The 21,920-nt window shown below is 69.5% G+C and carries 13 protein-coding genes and 1 tRNA gene; 7 read left to right on the top strand and 7 right to left on the bottom strand.

Going from position 1 to position 21,920, the window contains the following annotated elements; all coding sequences use genetic code 11:
- Nucleotides 1–137 precede the first annotated feature (137 nt).
- The 3 genes from rfbH (at nt 138) to KI385_RS25045 (ending at nt 3,146) form a co-directional block, all read left to right on the top strand.
- Entirely contained in the window at nt 138–1,445 is a 1,308-nt protein-coding gene (rfbH, locus tag KI385_RS25055; protein WP_238577831.1) for a lipopolysaccharide biosynthesis protein RfbH, read from the top strand.
- A 92-nt stretch (nt 1,446–1,537) separates the two neighbouring features.
- A complete protein-coding gene (locus KI385_RS25050) occupies nt 1,538–1,936 on the top strand; it encodes a PPOX class F420-dependent oxidoreductase (RefSeq protein ID WP_238574369.1) in 399 nt (132 codons plus the stop codon).
- Between the two features lie 40 nt (nt 1,937–1,976).
- Nucleotides 1,977–3,146: a nucleotide disphospho-sugar-binding domain-containing protein gene (locus tag KI385_RS25045; protein ID WP_238574368.1), complete on the top strand. Its 1,170-nt coding sequence runs from the start codon at nt 1,977–1,979 to the stop codon at nt 3,144–3,146.
- Nucleotides 3,147–3,826: 680 nt separating this feature from the next.
- On the opposite strand, the gene KI385_RS25035 is transcribed toward KI385_RS25045, so the two are convergent.
- Nucleotides 3,827–4,528, bottom strand: coding sequence for a DUF4232 domain-containing protein (locus tag KI385_RS25035; protein ID WP_238574367.1), 702 nt, complete (start codon nt 4,526–4,528; stop codon nt 3,827–3,829).
- A 399-nt stretch (nt 4,529–4,927) separates the two neighbouring features.
- Here KI385_RS25035 and KI385_RS25030 point away from each other — a divergent pair, with 399 nt between their 5' ends.
- Nucleotides 4,928–5,422 carry a cupin domain-containing protein gene (locus tag KI385_RS25030; RefSeq protein WP_238574366.1) on the top strand — a complete coding sequence of 165 codons (495 nt, stop codon included), beginning with the start codon at nt 4,928–4,930 and terminating at the stop codon, nt 5,420–5,422.
- Between the two features lie 348 nt (nt 5,423–5,770).
- Here the strand turns inward: KI385_RS25030 and KI385_RS25025 are convergent, their stop codons facing one another.
- Nucleotides 5,771–5,995, bottom strand: a complete 225-nt coding sequence (locus KI385_RS25025; protein WP_238574365.1) for a hypothetical protein — start codon at nt 5,993–5,995, stop codon at nt 5,771–5,773.
- Between the two features lie 1,224 nt (nt 5,996–7,219).
- Between KI385_RS25025 and KI385_RS25020 the strand changes: the two genes are divergently transcribed.
- From KI385_RS25020 to KI385_RS25010, 3 genes are all read left to right on the top strand, one after another.
- Nucleotides 7,220–7,864 carry a hypothetical protein gene (locus tag KI385_RS25020; protein ID WP_238574364.1) on the top strand — a complete coding sequence of 215 codons (645 nt, stop codon included), beginning with the start codon at nt 7,220–7,222 and terminating at the stop codon, nt 7,862–7,864.
- 65 nt (nt 7,865–7,929) lie between these two features.
- On the top strand, nt 7,930–9,351 hold the full coding sequence (locus tag KI385_RS25015; protein ID WP_238574363.1) for a ParB/RepB/Spo0J family partition protein: 1,422 nt from the start codon (nt 7,930–7,932) through the stop codon (nt 9,349–9,351).
- Nucleotides 9,352–11,172, top strand: coding sequence for an SNF2-related protein (locus KI385_RS25010; protein ID WP_238574362.1), 1,821 nt, complete (start codon nt 9,352–9,354; stop codon nt 11,170–11,172). It abuts the gene before it with no gap.
- 459 nt (nt 11,173–11,631) lie between these two features.
- On the opposite strand, the gene KI385_RS25005 is transcribed toward KI385_RS25010, so the two are convergent.
- The 5 genes from KI385_RS25005 to topA form a co-directional block, all read right to left on the bottom strand.
- Nucleotides 11,632–11,705: transfer RNA gene (locus KI385_RS25005), tRNA-Thr, on the bottom strand.
- A 114-nt stretch (nt 11,706–11,819) separates the two neighbouring features.
- Nucleotides 11,820–13,409 (bottom strand): alpha/beta hydrolase, encoded by a 1,590-nt coding sequence (locus tag KI385_RS25000; RefSeq protein WP_238574361.1) that lies wholly within the window; start codon nt 13,407–13,409, stop codon nt 11,820–11,822.
- 284 nt (nt 13,410–13,693) lie between these two features.
- Nucleotides 13,694–14,953: a DNA polymerase III subunit delta' gene (locus KI385_RS24995; protein WP_238574360.1), complete on the bottom strand. Its 1,260-nt coding sequence runs from the start codon at nt 14,951–14,953 to the stop codon at nt 13,694–13,696.
- A gap of 249 nt (nt 14,954–15,202) precedes the next feature.
- Entirely contained in the window at nt 15,203–18,535 is a 3,333-nt protein-coding gene (gene tmk / locus KI385_RS24990) for a dTMP kinase (protein WP_238574359.1), read from the bottom strand.
- Between the two features lie 131 nt (nt 18,536–18,666).
- Nucleotides 18,667–21,543 (bottom strand): type I DNA topoisomerase, encoded by a 2,877-nt coding sequence (topA, locus tag KI385_RS24985; protein WP_238574358.1) that lies wholly within the window; start codon nt 21,541–21,543, stop codon nt 18,667–18,669.
- Nucleotides 21,544–21,920: the final 377 nt, after the last annotated feature.

Below are 21,920 nucleotides of genomic sequence, written 5' to 3'. Positions count from 1 at the left end.
CGTCCAGATGAGGCCCTTCCAGCGCAGCTTGACGAGTCCTTGAAGGCGATCGGTGACGGTGGCTCACGACATCGGTTCGCGGAAGCTGTTTCAGGTGGCCGTGCCAGTAGCAACCACCAAACTGGGAGGTAAGCATGATGAGCGACGTCAAGACGCTCATTCTGGACGCGGTCGGGAAGTATCACCAGGAAAAGGAACCCTCGGAGGAGTTCATCCCCGGGGAGACCGAGGTGTGGACTTCCGGCGCGGTCCTCAATGAGGAAGACAGGACGGCGCTGGTCGAAGCGGCACTGGAGATGCGGATCGCCGCCGGGGTGACCGCCAGGAAGTTCGAGCGGAAGTTCGCTCGCGCTCTCGGCATGCGCAAGGCGCATCTGACGAACTCGGGCTCCTCGGCCAATCTGCTGGCTCTGTCGTCGCTGACCTCTCCCCATCTGGAGGAGCGCCGGCTGCGGCCGGGCGACGAGGTGATCACGGTGGCGGCGGGATTCCCGACCACCGTCAACCCGATCGTCCAGAACGGTATGACGCCGGTGTTCGTGGACGTCGAACTCGGCACGTACAACACGACGGCCGAGCGGGTCGCGGCCGCGATCGGCCCGAAGACCCGGGCGATCATGCTGGCGCATGCGCTCGGCAATCCGTACGAGGTGGCGGAGATCGCCCAACTCGCCGAGGAGCACGGCCTTTTCCTGATCGAGGACAACTGTGACGCGGTGGGCTCGACCTACCGTGGGAGGATGACGGGGACGTTCGGCGACTTCGCCACCGTCAGCTTCTACCCGGCGCACCACATCACCACGGGCGAGGGCGGCTGCGTCCTCACCAACAACCTGGCGCTGGCCAGGGTCGTGGAGTCCATGCGGGACTGGGGCCGCGACTGCTGGTGCGAACCCGGCGAGGACGACACCTGCCACAAGCGTTTCGCGTACGAGCTCGGCACGCTGCCCAGACGGTACGACCACAAGTACACGTTTTCGCATGTCGGTTACAACCTGAAGGCCACCGACATCCAGGCGGCGCTCGGCCTGAGCCAGCTCCGCAGGCTGGACGACTTCGGTGCGGCCCGCCGCCGCAATTGGCAGCGGCTGCGCGACGGCCTGGAGGGGGTACCCGAGTATCTGCTGCCGACGGCGACGCCGGGCAGTGACCCCAGCTGGTTCGGATTCGCGCTGACCGTGCAGCCCGACGCCGGCTTCGCCCGCTACGACTTGCTGCGGTTCCTCCAGAGCCGACGGATCGGCACCCGGCTCCTGTTTGCCGGCAACATCACCCGACACCCCGCCTACCTCGACCGGCCGTACCGCATCGTCGGCGACCTGTCCAACAGCGACATCATCACCGAGCGCACGTTCTGGCTCGGCGTATACCCCGGGCTGACCACCGAGATGATCGACTATGTGGCGCAGTCACTCCGGGAATTCGCCGCTTCGAAGAGGGGCTGAGGGGTCCTGGTGCGCGTCATGTTCACGGGCTCCTCCTGGCCGACCCACTACGCCACGATGATGCCGCTCGCACGGACGGCCCGGTGATGACCATGGAGACACCCCGGAACCCGGTGACCTTCACCGCCGACGAAGTGGCGTATCTGCATGCGCAGCCGCTGGGCAGGCTGGCCACACTCGGCCCTGGCGGCCAGCCGTTCAACGCGCCGGTGGCCTTCGACTTCGATGAGCGGCTCGGGGTGATCTGGATCAGCGGCTCCACCATGGCGTCCACCGCCAAATACCGCAATGTCCTGCGCAACCCCAAGGTCGCGTTCGTGGTCGACGACGTACTGAGCATGGATCCCTGGCAGCCGCGCGGGATCACCATGAGAGGCGTCGCGACGGCGCTGGACGCGGACTCCGCCGCCGGCCGGGCCCGCGGCGGCCGCGCGGTCATCCGGATCACTCCGCTGCGTGTCGTGTCCTGGGCCGTCAACAGCTCTGCGTGAAGCCGCATCAGCCCGTTCTTCCTCCTGGAGGCCGTTTCCCATGCGTGTACTGATGCTGAGCACGCCGTACCCGAGTCACTTCACGCCGCTGGTTCCGTTCGCGTGGGCACTGCGGGCGGCCGGGCACGAGGTGCTGGTCGCCGCCCAACCCGATGTCGTGGACGTGGCGCGCGAGGCGGGCCTGTGCACGGTGACCGTGGGGGACCGCTTCCACGGACTGGAGATGGTGCAGGGCAGCCTGGCACCGGGGATGCGGCTGCTGCAGATGACCGGCCGGATGAGCCGGGACGACTTTCGGCGGGCATCGCCGTTCTGGGGCGTGCACGCCCGCTATCTGATGCCCCGATACGCGGAGTTGGCCGACCTGTGGAAGCCGGATCTGATCGTGTCGGAGCAGATGGAGTTCGCGGGCAGCGCCCTCGCCGCCGCGCGCGGCATCCCCTCCGTCCAGCATCGGTGGGCCGTGGACCCGCTGAGCGATGCGGCGCGTGAGCACTGTCGCGAGTACCTGGACGGCGTCTGCCGTCGGATGGGGCTGGACGGCTACCCGGATCCGACGCTGCTGCTCGATCCGTGCCCGCCGAGCCTGCAGCTGCCGGATGCGACGCCGGGCCGACCGATCCGCCAGGTGGCGTTCAATGGCACGGGCACAGTCCCGGAGTGGGCCGAGGACCGCCGGGCCGAGCGCCGTGTGTGCGTCTGCCTCGGCCGTCAGGTGTTCCAGCTCAACGGTGTCCCGCTGTTCCGCAGCGTCATCGAAGCGTGCGACGGACTGGTCGGCACGGAGGCGGTGGTGATGGCGCCGGCCGACGTCCACGAGCAGCTGGGACCGGTCCCCGACGCGGTACGGCTGGTCTCGCCCGCGCCACTGGGCCTCTTCCTGGACTCCTGCGACGCCGTCGTACACCACGGCGGCGCCAACACCGCGATGACCACGATCGGCTTCGGCTTGCCTCAGCTCGTACTTCCGCAGCTGCAGGACCAGTTCATCATCGCCGACCAGCTGGCCGAGGCCGACGCCGCCATCGTGCTCGATACTGCTACCGAGCAGGACAGCCCGGCCACCGTGCACGCGGCCCTGGGGGCGGTGCTCGGGGATCCCCGGTACGGCAGAGCCGCCAGGGCGCTGGCCCGGGAGATGGCGGAGATGCCACTCCCCGCCGAAGTCCTGGGACATCTGTCAGAACTGGTGGCGTCGCATCGGCAGTGACGGCAGGGCGGGCATAGGACCCAGGAGCACCTCCAGCCGTTCACCGGCCAACTCGACAACTGGCCCCTTGGCCCCTTGGCCCCCAAGCGTGCCCCGATCACGGCCTGGCGGTCTCGTTCTCGTGGCGGTTGAGCATCTCTCGGAGGGGGTCCTCACGTGCTCGGCGGTACGGTGATCACGGGCATGGCTCCCCCACCGACGTACGGACGTCGGCTCGGTTGAGAAGCCAGCCACTCGATCACCGGGAAGGGCCTTTAGCGGGTGGCCCACAGTTCCCCGGCATCGCTCCTCGCGCTCCTCGCGCTCCTCGCGCTCCTCGCAACAACGGTCAAGGATCTCGTCCAAGCCAACGTCAGCGCAGGACACGACAGACACGAGGCGCCGCATGGAGGCTGACCAGAGGGCGTTGTACGCCACCGGCCGAGGTTCGATCGCCCCGGCCGCTGCCGCGCTCAGGCTGTCCGGAATCCGGGAGATCACGGCGCTGGCCAACCGCAAGCCCGGAACGATCCGCATGGACATCGGAGATCCGGACTTCGCCTCGCCCGAGCATGTGATCGCGGCCGCGCACCGGGCGGCGGCCTGCGGCGCCACGCACTACACACCAAGCGGTGGCGTGCCGGAGTTGCGGGACGCGCTTGCCGAAAAGGTGCGGACGAAGAACGGAGAGCGCCGACGGCTCAGAATTCGTCGGCGCCGTTGCGCAGCTCGGGCGTCCAGTAGCCGGTCTTCGTGACCGCGTCGTCGATCGCGATGCCGCCCTTGGGCGCGGTGACGACCTTGCTGCCCTCGGCGGGGCCGTCGGCGGCGAAGAGGTTCACGTTGAAGGAGGTGACGGCGCGGTTCTTCTCGTCGACGCCGCCGTTGTTGATCCGCACGGCCGCGTAGGCCGGGGCGCCGGCGTTCAGCACGACGGGGGTGCCGGGCTTGCTCTTGGCGACGGACGGAACGTCCTTGGCGGTCTGGACGTCGCCGAACGCGATCAGCGGGTACTGGAGCAGCGTGCAGGCGTGGCCCGAGACGTTCGTCGCGGTCAGCGTGATGTGCGTGGTGGGCACGCCGTCCTGCTTGGCCGCGGAGATCTTCACGTCGCTGACGGTGCAGGCCGGGGCCTTGCCACCGCTCTTCTTCCGGGAACCGGCCTGCGCGGCGGGGGCGTTGGATCCGGAGGTGTCCGAACCGGCGGTGTCCGTGCCCGCCGCGGCCTTGCTGTCGGCGGCCGTGTCCTTCTTCTCGGCGCCGGCGTCCGAAGCCTTCGAGGACGAGGCGGCGGCCCCCTTGTCCTTCGCACCGTCATCGCCGCCGCAGGCGGTGAGCGTCAGGCTGAGGGCGGCGACCGCGGTCGCGGCGAGTACGGCCGGGCGGCGGATGGAGGTACGCATATGGGGCTCCCCGTGTGATCTGCTCGGTGCGGTCGATGCCCTACGCAGGCATCTGGTCTGCTCAGGCCCACAGCTTCGGTCCCTGCGCTAACGCTCCGCTGACGTACCGCTGACGCCTCGTTCAGCTGGTCATGACATGACCAAACTGACGACCGCTCAGGAGTGTTGAGGAGCTACGAGTCCGGCTTGCACAGCCCGCCCACGAGCGCAGCACGCCGACCAGAGGAAAAGCACGCAGCGGCACTTCAAGCCCTCGGACGCTCAGCCCCTGGGCCTGAATTGACCCATGCTTTCGACACAGGAGTGCACCCTGCGACAGGTCTATCGGCTACCTAGAGTCGTAGTCACGAAGCCACGGCAGAAGCCCGCGGCAGCAGCCCAGGACCAGGGAGAACCACCATGAACGCCACCACACTCAAGCCGGTTCTGACCCGCGCCGCCGACGCCGAGACCACCAGCGACCCCAGCAGCGTCATGACCCTGCTCGCCGACTGCGGCACCGACGGCAGCTCACTCACCAGCTACCGCTCGCAGTTCACCAAGGGGGCGGTGGGCGCCCCGGCCCACTTCCACACCCGGGCCTCGGAGCTCTTCTTCGTCATCGGCGGCTCCCTTCAGGTACTCATCGACAACGAGGTCAAGATCCTTCACGAGGGCGATCTCCTGCTCGTACCGCCGCACACCCCGCACGCCTTCGCCGCGGCACCCGGAGCCGAAGCCGACGTACTCTTCGTCTTCACACCCGGCATGCCGCGCTTCGACTACCTCCGACTGCTCGGCCGCGTAATGCGGGGCGAGGCGAGCCCCCAGGAAATCAAGGAATCGTCCGAGCACTTCGACAACCACTACGTCGACAGCCCGCTCTGGCGCGCCACCCTCGAAGCAGCGCAGTGACCCGGCGGGCAGCAGCGCCACCCCAAGCAGCTACCGCCCAGGCCTGCCGCGTCCACTCAACGAAAAACCCAGGTCGGAATGGTTCCGACCTGGGGTTTCAGGCGAGCCGCCTTCGGGATTCGAACCCGAGACCTACGCATTACGAGGGCTAGCGGGGTCGTGGCAGCCTCTGCCGACGTGTGCCGCTCGGTACTAGCTCGGTACTATTTCCGCAGGTCACGGGCAGGCAGCACCCTAAGACCGCATCACGAGGTGCCACCTGCTGCCGTTCCGTCCGTTCACGCAGTGCTCACGCGACGCCCGCCTCCCGAAGCCTTGCGGCCAGGACGCTGGCAGCATGCGGTGGCGTCAGCGGATGAAGAACCGCGTCGCGACGATCTGGATCGCGATGGTGCCGCCGGCGTACGCGGCACCCTTCAGGATCTGGACCACGAGCGCCCAGCGGAGGAAACGCAGCCGGCGCCAGATCTTGCGCCACGGGCGCCGGGCGACACCGCCGCCGGAACCGCCCTTGCGCATCCAGGCAGCCTTGATCTTCCTGGCAGCACGGGCCAGGTAAGCCGTATAATTCATCAGCGGAGACTCCTTGTCGAATTCGATTTGAAGCAGGCAGGGCGTTTCCCGCAGGGGAGGTTGGACCACGGTTCGCAGCCTCTGGCCGACCTTCCCTGCTCTTCCTGCGCGGCGGTGCCCGGCAGGCGGTGCCGGATAACCAGCAAGCGCAAGCCGGTGCAAGATTGCGCATAGAATACCTCCATTTTCCGCATCTCTGGATGACACGGAGAATCATCCACCTACACCCTAGGGCAACCTGCTGGCAGCGAGCGCAATTTTCACGGAATCCTTTCCCGCAGATTCCGCAGAACGCAGAATCACCTCCATTTCAGAATGCATTCGAGCCCGCCCCAGTGCGGCCGCCAGTGCGCCGATCTCACCCTCCCCCAGGGTCGCCCCCAAGCTCCACAAGGAAGCGGCCCGGTCGGCAGGAGGGAGCGCCGCGAGGCGGCCAGGGAGCGTCGAATTCTCCACAGCGGCACTGTCGCTGTTGCGCCGGTCCCCCTTGTCGGCGTGATCAGCCGCGCCGTTGCGCCGGTCCCCCTCGGGGGGCTTTCGGCAGCGGATGCATCCACCCGCACAGCGGCGGCAGGACGCGTTGCGCGCCACCCGCAGGAGCTCCTCAAGGTGAGCAAGTTCCCGCCTGACCTGGCCACCTTCATCTTCCTGCCCACCTCGCGCCAAGGGCTCCAATTCGCGCGAGATTCCCGGGCGGGGCAGCCTGCGCCCATGCAGCCAGTGAGAGAGCAAGGAGGGGGAAACCGTGAGAGCCCGAGCCTTCTCGGCCATGGTGGCCCCCGGAAGGATGCGGGGAATCAGGGACTTGAACGCCAGGGCGAATGCCCTCACCTCGTCCGTGGCCTCGGCCACAGAGGTGGGCTTGATCGATCCGAGTGACGGCATGCCAAAGAAGCCCTCTCGCTCGCCAGAAATCAGCAGGGGTTGCGTGATCATCGGCAGCCTAACCCCTGGAAGGGGCGCCGGGGAGGCGTTCGCCATTTTTACGCAGGATGCATTTATGCCCCCTGGAAAATAACGACATGAATGGCGACACAGTGGGGCGAATCGGATCTTTACTCAAGCCGGTGTGAGTAAAGATCCCAAAACTGCTGGAATAACAGATGGCACCCGTGCTAGTAATGAGTTTCCGCAATTGCAGTCTGAGGGCCGCCCCAGCCGCAACCACTTCATGAACCTGGAGACACCGTGACACCGTCGTGGCGCGATGACAGCCTTGGAACGATGAAGCGGGTCGCCCTCTGGCTGGTCTCAGAGGTCGGTGAGGGGGAGACCTTCACCAAGGAGGCACTGCGCGAAGCGTTCCCCGGCGTGTCTCAGGTGGACCGGCGCATGCGGGATCTGCGCGACTTCGGATGGCGCATCAACACCAACCGCGAGGACGCCGGCCTCGACTCTCACGAACAGCGCTTCGTAGAACGGGGCGACCCCGTCTGGGAGCCGGGTCGCGCCACCCGGAAGTCGGGTACGACAGCCATCGGCGCAGGGCGCCGGCGCGAGGTGATCGAGCAGGACGGTCACATGTGCCGCTCTTGCGGGATCGTTCCAGGTGATGTGTATCCCGACACTGACCAGGCGGCTCAATTGGACATCGCACGTCGAGAAGTCCTGAAGCCCGACGGGGCCAAGGTCACCGAGATGATCACTGAGTGCAAGCGGTGCCGCATCGGCGGCAGAGCACTGGTCGCGGACCTCGGCCGGGTCCTCAAGGAAGCCGCCGCCCTCAGCTCCATCGAGCGCGAGGTACTGTCCGGCTGGGTGAAAGCCAACGAGCGGCAGTTCAGCCGGCTGGAGCAGCTCTGGAGCGCCTACAGGTCCCTGCCCGAGGAGTCACGCGCCCGGCTGCGTCATGAACTCGGCCTCGGCTGAGAGCCCAGGAGGTCCGAACGGCATCCGGAGCAAGGCAAGTAGAGGCAGGAGCGAGGACAGCGGACATGGCAATGGACTACGGGCTGCCCCCGAGGGCGGAGGAGAACCGGGCCACCGTCCGGACCCGGCTCGCCGAGAGCGCGGCCGGCGGCGGCACCCGCGAAACGTTCACCGTCGAATGGCGGGGCAAGCCCGAGCACCTCGAAGTGATCGATATGCAGGTCGGCGACCTGTACTACAACCCGGCGACCCATCGGATCCGTGCGCAATCCGGCCACGACCCCGAAAAGTCGGCCGTTCTCGAAGCGGATCCCTGGAGCACGGACAGCCAGAGGTACTTGGGCCGCCTGCTGCAGGTCATCCCGGCCGACCCGGCGAAGACTGACCCCGAGTTCGACGAGCTGGCCGCAAGCCTGAAGGAATTCGGGCAGACCGAGCCCGGCTTGATCACCCACGAAGGCATCCTCGTCAACGGCAACACAAGACGTGCCGCACTGCTGGAGCTCCACGGGCCCACCCACCCCATGCGCGTGGCTGTGCTTCCTCCTTCCTGCGACTGGCAGGACATTGCTGCCATCGAGCTGTCGTTGCAGCTGCGCAAGGAACACCGGCGGGACTACTCCTACATCAACCGCCTGCTTGCCGTGGAGGAGCTGGTCGACCAAGGCACTCCGCTCGCGGCGATCGCCACCACATTCCGCACCACCACTGCCCGGGTTCGGCAGGACCAGTGGGTGCTCTCCATCATCCGCCAGCTGGTCAAGCGCAGTGAGATCTCCGGAGAGCGACTTTCGCTGGTTGCGTTCGAGGAGCAGGCGGAGAAGTTCCGCGAGCTGCAGCGCGCCTACGACAAGCAGTACAGCGTCAATCCTGAGCGGGCAGACCTGCTCGTGGAGAACCGCCTGGCTGCCATGCTCATGGGCTTCGCCAAGACGGACGTACGCTTCATCGATGACAGGTTCCGTGACGCGTACCTGTCCAAGACACTGCCGTCAGGCGCGGCTGTCGCCCCCGCGGCCGGCCAAGAAGGCCTTGCGATCCCTGGGCTGGGGCGTGCGGTACAAGGCCCCAGCCCCGCTGTCGCAGCAGCCAGGGCTCTGACGGACGCCGTGCTCCATGCTCGGGCAATTACCCAGGCGAGCAGCTCGGCGCCGCCGGAAACCGTCACCACGGCACAAGCCGAGTTCAAACGCATGCGCAAGGCGATGGACGAAGCCATCACTGACGCCGGCCGGGACGCCCGCATCACCAAGCGCAAGCAAGCCGCGCCCACACGCCTCGCAGACGCCAGTCGCAGCATCGAGCAGTGCGTTACGGACCTTGTCCTCTCCCGGGCACAGCGAAGCCTCGATGAGGACGCATTCGACGATGCCGTCGTCGAACTGAGAAAGAGGCTGGAGAAGCTCGCGATCGAGGCCCGGCGGACCGTCGAAGAGCCAGGCGACGGACTGTCGTGGCTCCTCGAAGCCACCGGAAAGGCACGCTGAGTGGGTACCCAGCCCAGCCTGGTGATCGGCTTCGACACCACACGCACCCAGGCGGCTCTCCGGACCGTGCCGGAGTGCCGCGGAGCGTTGGGCCAGATGATCGCGAGCTTCCCCAGCGGCCGGATGACCGACCGTCTCTCCGCCGCTGTGCCCCTCGACAGCTTCCTCGTCAGCCTCAGCTCGCTGGCCGCGTGGCCGCAGCCGGAGAGCGTGGTCTGGGAGGAGGAGTTCCGCGTCCTCGTCGGCGAGATGCTCGACACGGCGGAAACGGCAGACCGGCTGCTGAACGGCACGCCGGACGAGGAGAGCATTAGCCCGGAAGAGGTGCCACCGCTGCTGGGCGGTACCTGGAAAGGGCCTCTGACCTCCTTCCAGCTACGGGACATCGCCCGGCTGCTCGCCGTCGGCCACGGCGCCAACTTCAGCGTGCCCGGCGCCGGCAAGACCCGCGTCTCCCTGGCCGTCTTCTCAGCTCTGCGGGAGCAGGGAGCGGTAAACCGAATTCTGGTGGTCAGCCCGAAGTCTGCCTACGAGGCATGGCAACTGGAGGCGCGGGAGTGTTTCTCCACACCTCTGGACGTGCAGGTGCTCGGCAAATCGGCCCCCCCGTCGGCGGACATCCTCCTGGTCAACTACGAACGGCTGGACCGGGCACTCGCCGGCCTGTCGCACTGGCTGAAGGCGGCTCCCGCTCTACTCATCCTCGATGAGGCCCACCGCATGAAGCTCGGCGGCGCCGGCGTCTACGGTGCTGCCTGCATGGCGCTGGGTCCGCTCAGCCGTGTGCGCATGATTCTCAGCGGCACCCCGGCGCCGAACGGGTCGAAGGACCTGGAGAACCTGCTCTCGTTCGTCTGGCCCGGCCACGGGCGGCGCATAGTCACCCAGGCCGTGGACGGCGGCGACCTGGCTCACGCGAGTCAGGTCCTGCGGCCCCTCTACACGCGGACGACGAAGGCGGAGCTGGGCTTGCCGCCTGTCGAGACCCGGGTCCGCTATCTCCCGATGCCGCCTCTGCACCGCGAGATCTACGACGCCCTGGTCGGCAAGTTCTCCCCTCGCGCAGCGGCCGACCGAGGCGACTTCGAAGCGCTCGGCAAGGCAGTGCTGCGCTTGCTGATGGCCGCGACAAGCCCCGCACTCCTCGTCCGCGGCTCCACGCGCTACGAACCGCTGAACTTCCGTGTCCCGCCCTTGGACGTGCCGGAGGGGGACTCGCTGGCTGCCCTTCTCCGCAAGCTCCCCGACTACGAACTACCGCCCAAGTACGGGGAGACGCTGTCCATCGTCTCTGCCAATACCGCTGCGGGGCGGAAGACTCTGGTGTGGACGAGCTTCGTCCGGAGTATCACGTCGCTGCAAGCGCTGCTCGCGCCATTCCAGCCCGCCGCAGTTCACGGGGGGAGCCTCGACCGGGAGGAGGAGCTGAGGCGCTTCCGCGAGGATCCGGATTGCAGCGTCTTGATCTCCAACCCGGCAACGCTCGGCGAGGGAATCAGCCTCCACCAGGTCTGCCATGACGCCGTGTACGTAGACCGGGACTTTCAGGCAGGCCGGTTCCTGCAGAGCCTGGACCGCATCCACCGCCTCGGCCTCGCCCACGGCACAGACACGCGGATCACCGTCCTCGCAACAGCGGGAAGCGTCGATGATGTCGTCTCCATGCGGCTCGCGGAGAAGTTGGAGTTCATGGGCAGCATCCTCGACGACCCCGAGGTGCGGCAGCTCGCCGATCCTGAGGACGAGGCGCCGATGGTGGCAGGAATGAACGCAGCTGACGTGCAGGCGTTGCTGGAGCACCTTGGCGCACGCTCGGTGTAGCAGGCGCCAGTGCGGGGGGGGCGGCCCCCGCAGAGCATAACGTGCCCTCGTTGAGGAGCCGTTCGACAGCGTCTGCTTCCCGCTGCACCACGATGCGCCCGACGCCGCCGCTCAAAGCGAGAATGCAGCTTCCGGTATCGAACCCGGCCTAGGTGATAAGCCCGATGCGGAGTACGAACTTCCCGCGGAGAAGGCAGCCCGCAAGGCCGCGAAAAAGGAGAAGGCCAAGAAGGCCGCGGCGAAGAACGGCGGTAAGGGCAGGGGAGGCAAGCCGAAGAACAAGGCGAAAGCCCAGCCCAAGGCGGACAAGAAGGCCAAGCTCCGGAAGCCCAAGAGGTAGGCCCCTGAGCGCCTCCGCTCACGCAAGCCATCCCACGGCACCACTGGCCATGTGACGCGTCATGCCCCGAGCAACGCAAAAGGCCAGGTCACGGGCTACGTGACCTGGCCTTTTCGCAGAGCCGCCTTCGGGATTCGAACCCGAGACCTACGCATTACGAGTGCGTTGCTCTGGCCAACTGAGCTAAGGCGGCGTGGTGCGCGGCCCAGTCTACACATCGCTGAGGGGTGCTCTGTAACCCGTTTAGGGGCTGGTCAGAGGAGGACGGCGGAGTGGGCCGGTCGGCGGGTGGCGGGTGTGAGGAGGGTCACTTGCAGTGTTTGCCGTTGGGCGGGACGGTGCCTTCGAGGAGGTAGGTGTTGATCGCGGTGTCGATGCAGTCGCTGCCGCGGCCGTAGGCGGTGTGGCCGTCGCCGTCGTAGGTGAGGAGGGTGGCGCTGGAGAGCTGGGAGGCGAGGGCCTTGGCCCAGACGTAGGGGGTGGCCGGGTCGCGGGTGGTGCCGACGACGAGGATCGGGGCGGCGCCCTTGGCCACGATGCGGTGGGCCGTGCCGGTGGGCTTGACCGGCCAGTAGCCGCAGTTCAGGGAGGCCCAGGCGAAGCTCTCGCCGAAGACCGGGGAGGCCTTGCGGAAGCTGGGCAGGGAGGCCCGGACCTGGTCGGGGGTGGTGAAGGCGGACGGGAGGTCGAGGCAGTTGACGGCGGGGTTGGCGTACATCTGGTTGGCGTAGTCGCCCGAGGGGTCACGCTCGTAGTAGCTGTCGGAGAGGGTGAGCAGCCCGCGGCCGTTGCCGGCCTTGGCCTGGGCGAGGTACTGGCGCAGGACGGGCCAGGCCCGGTTGTCGTACATGGCGGCGATGACGCCCGTGGTGGCGAGGGATTCGGTGAGCTTGCGGGCCTCGCCCGTTTCCGCCGGATGGGCGTCGAGCTTCTTGAAGAGGGCGGAGAGCTGCCGGCCGGCGTCCTGGACGCTCTTGGTGCCGAGCGGGCAGTCCTTCCGCTTGATGCAGTCCTTGGCGAACGCCGTGAAGGCGGTGTTGAAGCCGGCGGTCTGGTCGATGTTGATGGTGCGGCTGTCCAGCGCCGGGTTCATGGCGCCGTCGAGGACCATGCGGCCGACCCGGGGCGGGTAGAGACCGGCGTAGGTCGCGCCGAGGAAGGTGCCGTACGAGGAGCCCACATAGTTGAGCTTCTGGTCGCCCAGGACGGCGCGCAGCACGTCCATGTCGCGGGCGGCCTCGATCGTGGAGACGTGCGGGAGCAGCTTGCCGGAGTGGGACTCGCAGCCCTTGGCGAAGTTGCGGTAGGCGGTGGTGAGCTTGTTGACCTCGGCCGGTGAGTCCGGGGTCTGGTCGGTCTGGGTGTAGCGGTCCATCTGCTTGTCGGAGAGACACTCGACCGGCTCGCTGCGGGCCACACCGCGCGGATCCATCGCCACCATGTCGTAGCGCGCGCGGACCGCCGCGGGCTGTGGCGCGTACTGCTGGAGATAGTCGATCGCCGAACCGCCGGGGCCGCCCGGATTCACCAGGAGGGAGCCGATCCGGCTGCCGGGGCCGGTGGCCTTCTTGCGGGCCACCGCAAGCTTCAGGTCCGTGGCCGCGCCGGGCTTGGTGTAGTCCAGGGGCGCCTTCAGCGTCGCGCACTCGAAGCCGGCCACCCCGCAGGGATGCCAGCTCAGCTTCTGGTCGTAGTACGGACGCAGATTGGCCGGGGTGGCGGCCGGGAGGGGCGCGAGGGAGGCATCGTCGGCGGGGCGCTGGGCACCGGCCTCCGCCGTGCGGCCCGGGGCCGCCGCGGCTTCGGGGGACGAACTCCCCGAGGAGCAGCCGGAGATCAGCAGAGCGGTGGCCGCGAGGGCGGCGGCGGAGGTGCGGAGCAGGCGGCTGGTGGCCATGGGCGGTCCCTTGGTCTTGGTCCCTGAAGTGCGGTGTCAGTCCCTGGAGGGTTGTGGCGGTGCGGAGCTGCGGTCGCGGTGCCGGGCAGCCGGCCCAGTGCTGCGGTCGGCTTGGTGTGGTGACGACGGCTTGGTGCGGTCGCGACCGCTTCGGTGGCGAGGTGAGGGCGGATGAGCAGTGACGGGTCCGGACGGAGAGTATCCGGGTGGGGACCTTGAGTGTCGACTCTCCGTTCTCTTCGGGGTGAGTGGGTGGACGGCGGACGGGCCGCGGTCCGGTGGGGTCAGCCGGCGCGGAGGGCCACCGTCATGGCTTCGACGGCGAGCAGGGGTGCCACATTGCGGTCCAGGGCATCGCGGCAGGCGATCACCGCCTCTATCCGGCGGAGGGTGCGCTCCGGGGTCGAGCCGGCGGCGATGCGCTGGACGCTGTCGCGCACCTCGTCGTTGGCGAGCGGGACCGAGGCGCCCATCTGGAGGGCGAGGACATCGCGGTAGAAGCCGGTGAGATCGACCAGGGCCAGGTCGAGGCTGTCGCGCTGGGTGCGGGTCGAGCGGCGCTTCTGCTTGTCCTGGAGCTCCTTCATCGCGCCGGCCGTGCCGCGCGGCAGCCGTCCGCCGGTTCCGGCGGCGGCGCCGAGCGCGGCGCGCAGCTCCTCGGTCTCCTTGGTGTCGACCTCCTCGGCGACCTGCTTGGCGTCCTCGCCCGCGGCGTCGATCAGCTCCTGGGCGGCCTTGAGGCAGCCGCCGATGTCATCGATGCGGAGGGGGAGTTCGAGTACGGCGGCGCGACGGGCGCGGGCGCGCTCGTCGGTGGCCAGGCGCCGGGCCCGGCCGATATGGCCCTGGGTGGCACGGGCGGCCAGATCGGCGGCCGCCGGATCGATGCCGTCGCGCCGTACGAGGACGTCGGCGACCGCGCCGACCGGCGGCGTACGCAGGGTGAGGTGGCGGCAGCGGGAGCGGATGGTGGGGAGGACGTCCTCGATGGAGGGGGCGCACAGCAGCCAGACCGTACGGGGCGCGGGCTCCTCGACGGCCTTGAGGAGGACATTGCCGGCGCCTTCGGTCAGGCGGTCCGCGTCCTCCAGGACGATCACCTGCCAGCGCCCGCCGGCCGGGGAGAGCGAGGACCGGCGGACCAGGTCGCGGGTCTCCTTGACGCCGATGGACAGCAGGTCCGTACGGACGATCTCGACGTCGGCGTGCGTGCCGACCAGGGCGGTGTGGCAGCCGTCGCAGAAGCCGCAGCCGGGGGCGCCGCCGAGGGCGCGGTCCGGGCTGACGCACTGCAGGGCGGCGGCGAAGGCGCGGGCCGCGGTGGACCGACCGGAGCCGGGCGGGCCCGTGAACAGCCAGGCGTGCGTCATCTGGGAGGCGCCGGTCCGGTCGGCGGAAGGCGGCGCCGGCTGCTCACCGGGCCGGGCCTCGCGCGACGCGTGTGCCGCGTGCTCCGCGGTGACGATGGCGTCCGCATCGCGCGCGGCCGCGGCCAGCTGCGCCGTCAACCGGTCCTGGCCGACCACGTCGTCCCATACCGCCATCGCTGCCTGCCGTTCCTGATCCGTTCGGTCCTGCTCGTGCCGTGCGGAGTGCGAGCGCACACGGACCCACACTCCGCGCGTTGCTCCGCGCTTGACCCATTGTGGTGCAACCCACTGACAAACGAATCCGGAAGCCGGTTCCGAGCGGGCGGCCAGGACCCGCCCGGAACCCGTCCGGAACCGGAAAACGGCCGTGGCCGCAGCATCTCTGCCGCGGCCACGGCCGGTGGTACGGGGCTTCCCGTTCGGCTAGCGGCGCCGACCCCGGCCGTCGCGACGGCCGTCGTCACCCGCGCCGCCGTCCGCGTCCTCGTCGTCGCGCGGGCCGAGCAGCTCGTCGGCGAGCGTGGGCAGATCGTCCAGCGGGGTCTCCTCCGCCCATTCGGGGCGGGGGCGGCTGCGCTGCGGGGTCTCCGCGGGGCGGCCCGTTGCCGGGTCGATCTGCGGGAGTTCGCGGGTGCGCTCGATGCCGGATTCGGCGGCGGGGGCCGAGGGCTGCCCCGACGCCATGCCCGTCATGCCGTTTACGCCGTTCGCGTGGGTCGCGCCGCTCGGCGCCTCCTTGCGGAACATCCACGGCGGCACACGGTCGGCGGGGTCGTCGCCCCGCACGTCATCGCTCCGCACGCCCCCGTCCCGTACGGGCGGCAGCACAGTCGTCTCCTCGACGTCCGAGCCGCGCCCACGGGTGTCACGGGCATTCCGTACGGGCGGCAGCACGGTCGTCTCCTCGACGTCCGAGCCGCGCCCAGGGGTGTCACGGGCGTCCCGTACCGGCGGCAGCACAGCCGTCTCATCCGCCGCACGGGACACATCGTCGCGCCGCTCGGGCCGCGCCTCGGACCCGCCGTCGCCCTCCCCCAGCCGCTTGCGCAGATCCGCCACCGGCGTCTCCGCGGTGGGCGCCTCTGCTGCCGCGGCCGCCCTGGCCTCCGCGGCAGCCGCCGCTTCGGCCGCCGCCACCCGGGCCTGTTCGGCGCGGAGCAGGGCCTCCTCGGCCTTGCGCTGCTTCTCCAGGCGGCGCTCCTCGGCCTCCTGGCGCAGCCGCGCCTCCTCCTCGTGCTGCTTGCGCAGCCGCTCCTGCTCGGCCTGGCGGGTCCGCTCCTCGGCCTCCCGCCGCAGCCGCTCCGCCTCCGCGGCCTGACGGACCTCCTCGGCGCGCTGCCGGGCCTCCGCCGCCTGGCGGGCGGCCTCCAGCGCCTTGGCCTGCTCGGCCTCCTGGCGCTTGCGCTCCTCCTCTTCGGCGCGCAGCTTGGCGAGCTGCTCCTGGCGCTCACGCTCCAGGCGCGCCTCCTCGGCCTTGCGCGCGGCCTCCTCCTCGGCCTTGCGCCGGGCCTCTTCCTCGGCCGCCTTACGGGCCTCGGCCTGCGCCTTGACCTCGGCTTCGGACAGCGGGAGCACCTGGTCGAGGCGGTGGCGTACGACGGTGGTGACGGCCTCCGGCTCCTGCCCGGCGTCGACGACCAGATAGCGCCCCGGGTCGGCGGCGGCCAGGGTCAGGAAGCCGGCCCGTACCCGCTGGTGGAATTCGGCGGGCTCGGACTCCATCCGGTCGGGTGCCTCGGTGAAGCGCTCACGAGCGGTCTCGGGGGAGACGTCGAGCAGCACGGTCAGGTGCGGGACCAGACCGTCCGTTGCCCAGCGGTTGATCCGGGCGATCTCCGTGGGCGCGAGGTTGCGCCCGGCGCCCTGGTAGGCGACCGAGGAGTCGATGTACCGGTCGGTGATGACGATCGCGCCGCGCTCCAGGGCGGGCCGGACGACGCTGTTGACGTGCTCGGCCCGGTCGGCGGCGAACATCAGCGCCTCCGCACGGTCGGAGAGCCCGGACGTCGAGACGTCCAGGATGATCGAGCGCAGTCGCTTCCCGATGGCGGTGGCGCCCGGCTCGCGGGTCACCACGACCTCGTGGCCCTTGCCGCGGATCCACTCCGCGAGCGCCTCGACCTGGGTGGACTTGCCCGCGCCGTCGCCGCCTTCCAGGGCGATGAAGAAGCCGGTGGGGGCGGGCGCCTGGTCCGGGTCGCCGCCGCGCAGCGCCTCCCGCAGATCACGCCGCAGCGGTACGCCCTGCCGGTCGTCGACCTTGCCCAGCACCAAGGCGGCGACCGGCAGCAGCAGCGCGCCGACCAGCATCAGGGTGTAGGCGGCGCCGCCGTACGCGAAGTCGAAGGTGTCGTTGCCGAGGCGGTGCGGGCCGATGACGGCCGCGAGCAGCGGCGCGACGATGGCGGCCAGCGCGACCGCGAGCCGTACGACGGCGTGCAGATGCTCGGTCGTACGGGCGGTGCGGGATTCCTCGGACTCCTGCTCCAGCAGGACGTGCCCCGTATTGGCGGAGATTCCGGCGCCGACACCGGCCAGCAGGGCGAGCAGCAGCACCGTCGTCGAGTCCGGGACCAGCCCCATGGCCAGCAGCGCCACGCCGGTGGCGGCCACCGCGAGGGCGAGCAGCCGGCGCCGGGAGAGGGCGGGCAGCACCCGCTGGGCACCGCGGATGCCGACGGCCGTACCGCCGGTCAGCGCGAGCACCAGAAGCGCGAAGGCGGCCGGTCCGCCGGAGAGATCGAAGGCGTGCAGCACGGCCAGCGAGACGGCCGCGGCGATCGCGGCGGCCACCGCGGCGCAAGCCAGCACCAGCAGCGGGATCGCGCCCGTACGGCCCTTGTCGACGGCCGGCCGGGACGCGCCGTTCTCCGCCTTCTCGCCCTGCGCTCCGGTCCTCGCACCGGCGCTCTTCGGGCGGCGCAGCCCCTCCAGAGGGGAGCGCGGCCGCGGTGTCTGCACACCGGGGAGTTCGATGAAGTAGAGGATCGATACGGAGGCGGCGAACAGCCCGGCGGCGACGTACGAGCCGAGCGCGACCTGGTGGAGGTGGAACCAGTCGATGCCGGTGCCCAGCAGCTTGCTGATGAGCGTGACAACCACCAGGGCGGCGGCCGCGATCGGCAGCGAGACGAAGGTGGTGCGCAGCGAGAGGCGGCGCAGGGCGTCCATGTTGTCGGGCAGCGGCCTCACCGCGGCGCCTTCGGGGGGAGGCGTGGGCAGCAGTCCGGGCGCCGCGCTCTCCCGGGCAACGGTCCAGAAGCGTTCGCCGACGCCGGTGACGAAGACCGTGACCAGCAGCCAGGCCAGTGCGTCGGCCGGCGTCCAGTCGATCCACAGGGGGGCGACGACCAACAGCGCGAGCCGCAGCACATCCGCGCCGATCATGGTCCAGCGCCGGTCCAGCGGCCCGGAGGGCGCAGTCAGCGCGGACAGCGGACCCAGCAGAACGGCTCCGAAGAGCAGCATCGCCAGCATCCGGGCCGCGAAGACCGCGGTGACCGCGAGGGCGGCGCCGCGATAGCCGCCGCCGAAGACGGCCTCGCCTCCCAGTGGTACGTACAGCGCCGCCTGAAGGGCGAGGAGTACCAGGACAAGCATGGACAGGGCATCGCCGATGCCCCCGACAAATTGGGCGCTCCACAGTCGCTTCAGCGGGGGGAAGCGGAGCAGGGCTCGCACGGCGCGCTCGCGGGAATCCGCTGCTAGGGCGCCTGAAGTGGGGGGCACGACCGTTGGCTGCTCGGCACGCGTCATCTCGCCAGCCTATCGGGACGACGCACACTGCCGGGCGCCTGCCCGAACAAATGGGCGGGCCCGACGGAACGTGTCCGTCTTGCCCGCCCTTGTCCTGCGCTTTTCGACCGGCCGCACCCGCCGGTGCGACCTCAGTCCTCGGTCGACGCCGCCGTCTTCTTCGCCGCCGCCGTCTTGGCGGTGGCCTTCTTGGCGGTCGTCTTCTTCGCCGTGGTCGTCTTCTTCGCCGCGGTCTTCTTGGCGGCCGTCTTCTTCGCGGCCGTCTTCTTCGCCGGCGCCTTCTTGGCCGCCGCCTTCTTCGCGGTCTTCTTGGCCGGCCCCTTGGCGCGCTTCTCCGCCAGCAGCTCGTAACCCCGCTCGGCGGTGATCGTCTCGACGTCGTCGTCCCGCCGCAGCGTCGCATTGGTCTCGCCGTCGGTGACATACGCACCGAAGCGGCCGTCCTTGACCACCACCGGCTTGCCGCTCACCGGGTCCGTGCCCAGCTCCTTCAGCGGCGGCTTGGCGGCGGCCCGTCCGCGCTGCTTGGGCTGTGCGTAGATCACCAGCGCCTCGTCGAGGGTGATCGTGAAGAGCTGCTCCTCGTTCTCCAGGGAGCGCGAGTCGGTGCCCTTCTTGAGGTACGGGCCGTAGCGGCCGTTCTGCGCGGTGATCTCCACGCCCTCGGCGTCCTTGCCGACGACGCGCGGCAGCGACATCAGCTTGAGCGCGTCCTCCAGGGTCACCGTGTCCAGGGACATCGACTTGAAGAGCGAGGCGGTGCGCGGCTTGACCGCGTTCTTGCCCGTCTTCGGGGTGCCCTCGGGCAGGATCTCGGTGACGTACGGGCCGTAGCGGCCGTCCTTGGCGACGATCTGGTGGCCGCTCTCCGGATCCATGCCCAGCTCGAAGTCGCCGCTCGGCTTGGCCAGCAGTTCCTCCGCGTACTCCACCGTCAGCTCGTCGGGCGCGAGATCGTCGGGGACATCGGCGCGCTGATGTCCCTCGGAGTCCTTCTCGCCGCGCTCGACGTACGGGCCGTAGCGGCCGACCCGCAGCGTGATGTCGTCGCCGACCGGGAAGGACGAGATCTCCCGGGCGTCGATCGCGCCCAGGTCCTCGACCAGCTCCTTCAGCCCGCCGAGGTGGTCGCCGTCGCCGTTGCCGGCGTCCGACGCGGCCCCCTCGGCCTCGCCCTCGCCGAAGTAGAAGCGCCGCAGCCACGGCACGGCCTGCGCCTCACCGCGGGCGATGCGGTCGAGATCGTCCTCCATCTTGGCGGTGAAGTCGTAGTCGACCAGCCGGCCGAAGTGCTTCTCCAGGAGGTTGACCACCGCGAAGGAGAGGAACGACGGGACGAGCGCGGTGCCCTTCTTGAAGACATAGCCGCGGTCGAGGATCGTGCCGATGATCGACGCATACGTCGACGGGCGGCCGATCTCGCGCTCTTCCAGCTCCTTGACCAGCGTGGCCTCGGTGTAGCGGGCGGGCGGCTTGGTGGCGTGCCCGTCGGCGGTGATCTCCCGTGCGGCCAGCGCATCGCCCTCGGCGACCTGCGGCAGCCGGCGCTCGCGGTCGTCCAGCTCCGCGTTCGGGTCGTCGGCGCCCTCCACGTAGGCCTTCAGGAAGCCGTGGAAGGTGATCGTCTTGCCGGACGCGCTGAACTCGACGTCCCGGCCGTCGGCGGCCCGGCCACCGATCTTGACGGTGACGGAGTTACCGGTCGCGTCCTTCATCTGGGAGGCGACGGTCCGCTTCCAGATCAGCTCGTAGAGCTTGAACTGGTCGCCGGTCAGACCGGTCTCCGCGGGGGTACGGAAGCGGTCGCCGGAGGGGCGGATCGCCTCGTGCGCCTCCTGGGCGTTCTTGACCTTGCCGGCGTACGTGCGCGGCTTGTCCGGCAGGTAGTTCGCGCCGTACAGATGCGTCACCTGCGCCCGGGCCGCGGCGACCGCGGTGTCCGAGAGCGTGGTGGAGTCCGTACGCATATAGGTGATGAAGCCGTTCTCGTACAGCTTCTGCGCCACCTGCATGGTGGCCTTGGCGCCGAAGCCGAGCTTGCGGCTGGCCTCCTGCTGGAGGGTGGTCGTACGGAACGGGGCGTACGGCGAGCGGCGGTACGGCTTGGACTCGACCGAGCGCACCGCGAAGTCGGTGTTCTCCAGGGCGGCGGCGAGCGCGCGGGCGTTCGCTTCGTCCAGATGGAGCACATCGGTCTTCAGCTGCCCGTTGGGGCCGAAGTCGCGGCCCTGGGCGATACGGCGGCCGTCGACGGTGTTCAGCCGGGCGGTCAGCGTCGAGGGGTCGCTGGCTCCCCCAGCCTCGGCTTCGCTCGCCCGGGGGGACCCCCATCCGGCCCGGCCGGTGGCAAAGATGCCGGTCAGGTCCCAGTACTCGGCGGAGCGGAAGGCGATGCGCTCGCGCTCCCGCTCGACGACGAGACGGGTCGCGACGGACTGCACCCGGCCGGCCGACAGCCGCGGCATGACCTTCTTCCACAGGACCGGCGAGACCTCGTAGCCATAGAGGCGGTCGAGGATCCGGCGGGTCTCCTGGGCGTCGACCAGCTTCTGGTTCAGCTCGCGCGGATTGGCCACGGCCTCGCGGATCGCGTCCTTGGTGATCTCGTGGAAGACCATCCGGTGGACCGGGACCTTGGGCTTGAGGATCTCCTGGAGGTGCCAGGCGATGGCCTCGCCCTCGCGGTCCTCATCGGTGGCGAGGTAGAGCTCGTCGGATTCGGCCAGCAGCTCCTTGAGCTTCTTGACCTGGTCCTTCTTATCGCTGTTGACCACATAGATCGGCTGGAAGTCGGCGTCGACGTTCACGCCGAGCCGGGCCCAGGGCTCGCCCTTGTACTTCGCCGGGACCTCTGCCGCGCCATTGGGCAGGTCGCGGATGTGCCCCACGCTGGCCTCGACCACATAGCCAGGGCCGAGGTAGCCCTTGATCGTCTTCGCCTTGGCAGGCGACTCGACGATGACAAGTCGGCGGCCGCCGCCCTCTGTGGCTTCGTTGGTCGGGGACAACTTCGCTCTTCTCTCCGGTCGACGCTGGAAATGCCCCCCGGCCGGACGCTGGGGTGCACTGCGGTGACGCTTGACGCTGCGGAGTGTGACGGTACCTCCCGCCCCCGTGTCAAACGGAAAAACCCCGCAACGCCACTCGAACGGTAACCCGACTACATGCCTTCATGCCGCCCGGACCGCATCAGCCGCATCATCACGGGCCCTGGGACGGGTTCGTCGATCATGGCGGGTCCGCGACGCTCCCCGGCATCCTGCCCGGCCATCCCCCGTGCGACGCGGCCCCCGCGCCGTCGGCGATCTCACACAGTGACGGAAACCCGACGGTACGCAGGATGCGCGGGTCACCCGCGGCCCCGTCCGCGGGCCGGGCGACTGTC

The organism is Streptomyces inhibens (genome assembly GCF_022221585.1).
In the GTDB taxonomy this organism is placed as follows: Bacteria; Actinomycetota; Actinomycetes; order Streptomycetales; family Streptomycetaceae; genus Streptomyces; species Streptomyces inhibens.
The sequence above is the reverse complement of the archived record's forward strand: the minus strand, read 5'-3'. Positions and strand labels throughout refer to the sequence as shown.

Bases quoted from the DNA above. Each gene is read 5' to 3' on its own strand.
- rfbH (WP_238577831.1), top strand. From the start codon at position 138: ATGAGCGACGTCAAGACGCTCATTCTGGACGCGGTCGGGAAGTATCAC.
- KI385_RS25050 (WP_238574369.1), top strand. From the start codon at position 1,538: ATGGAGACACCCCGGAACCCGGTGACCTTCACCGCCGACGAAGTGGCG.
- KI385_RS25045 (WP_238574368.1), top strand. From the start codon at position 1,977: ATGCGTGTACTGATGCTGAGCACGCCGTACCCGAGTCACTTCACGCCG.
- KI385_RS25035 (WP_238574367.1), bottom strand. From the start codon at position 4,528: ATGCGTACCTCCATCCGCCGCCCGGCCGTACTCGCCGCGACCGCGGTC.
- KI385_RS25030 (WP_238574366.1), top strand. From the start codon at position 4,928: ATGAACGCCACCACACTCAAGCCGGTTCTGACCCGCGCCGCCGACGCC.
- KI385_RS25025 (WP_238574365.1), bottom strand. From the start codon at position 5,995: ATGAATTATACGGCTTACCTGGCCCGTGCTGCCAGGAAGATCAAGGCT.
- KI385_RS25020 (WP_238574364.1), top strand. From the start codon at position 7,220: ATGAAGCGGGTCGCCCTCTGGCTGGTCTCAGAGGTCGGTGAGGGGGAG.
- KI385_RS25015 (WP_238574363.1), top strand. From the start codon at position 7,930: ATGGCAATGGACTACGGGCTGCCCCCGAGGGCGGAGGAGAACCGGGCC.
- KI385_RS25000 (WP_238574361.1), bottom strand. From the start codon at position 13,409: ATGGCCACCAGCCGCCTGCTCCGCACCTCCGCCGCCGCCCTCGCGGCC.
- KI385_RS24995 (WP_238574360.1), bottom strand. From the start codon at position 14,953: ATGGCGGTATGGGACGACGTGGTCGGCCAGGACCGGTTGACGGCGCAG.
- tmk (WP_238574359.1), bottom strand. From the start codon at position 18,535: ATGACGCGTGCCGAGCAGCCAACGGTCGTGCCCCCCACTTCAGGCGCC.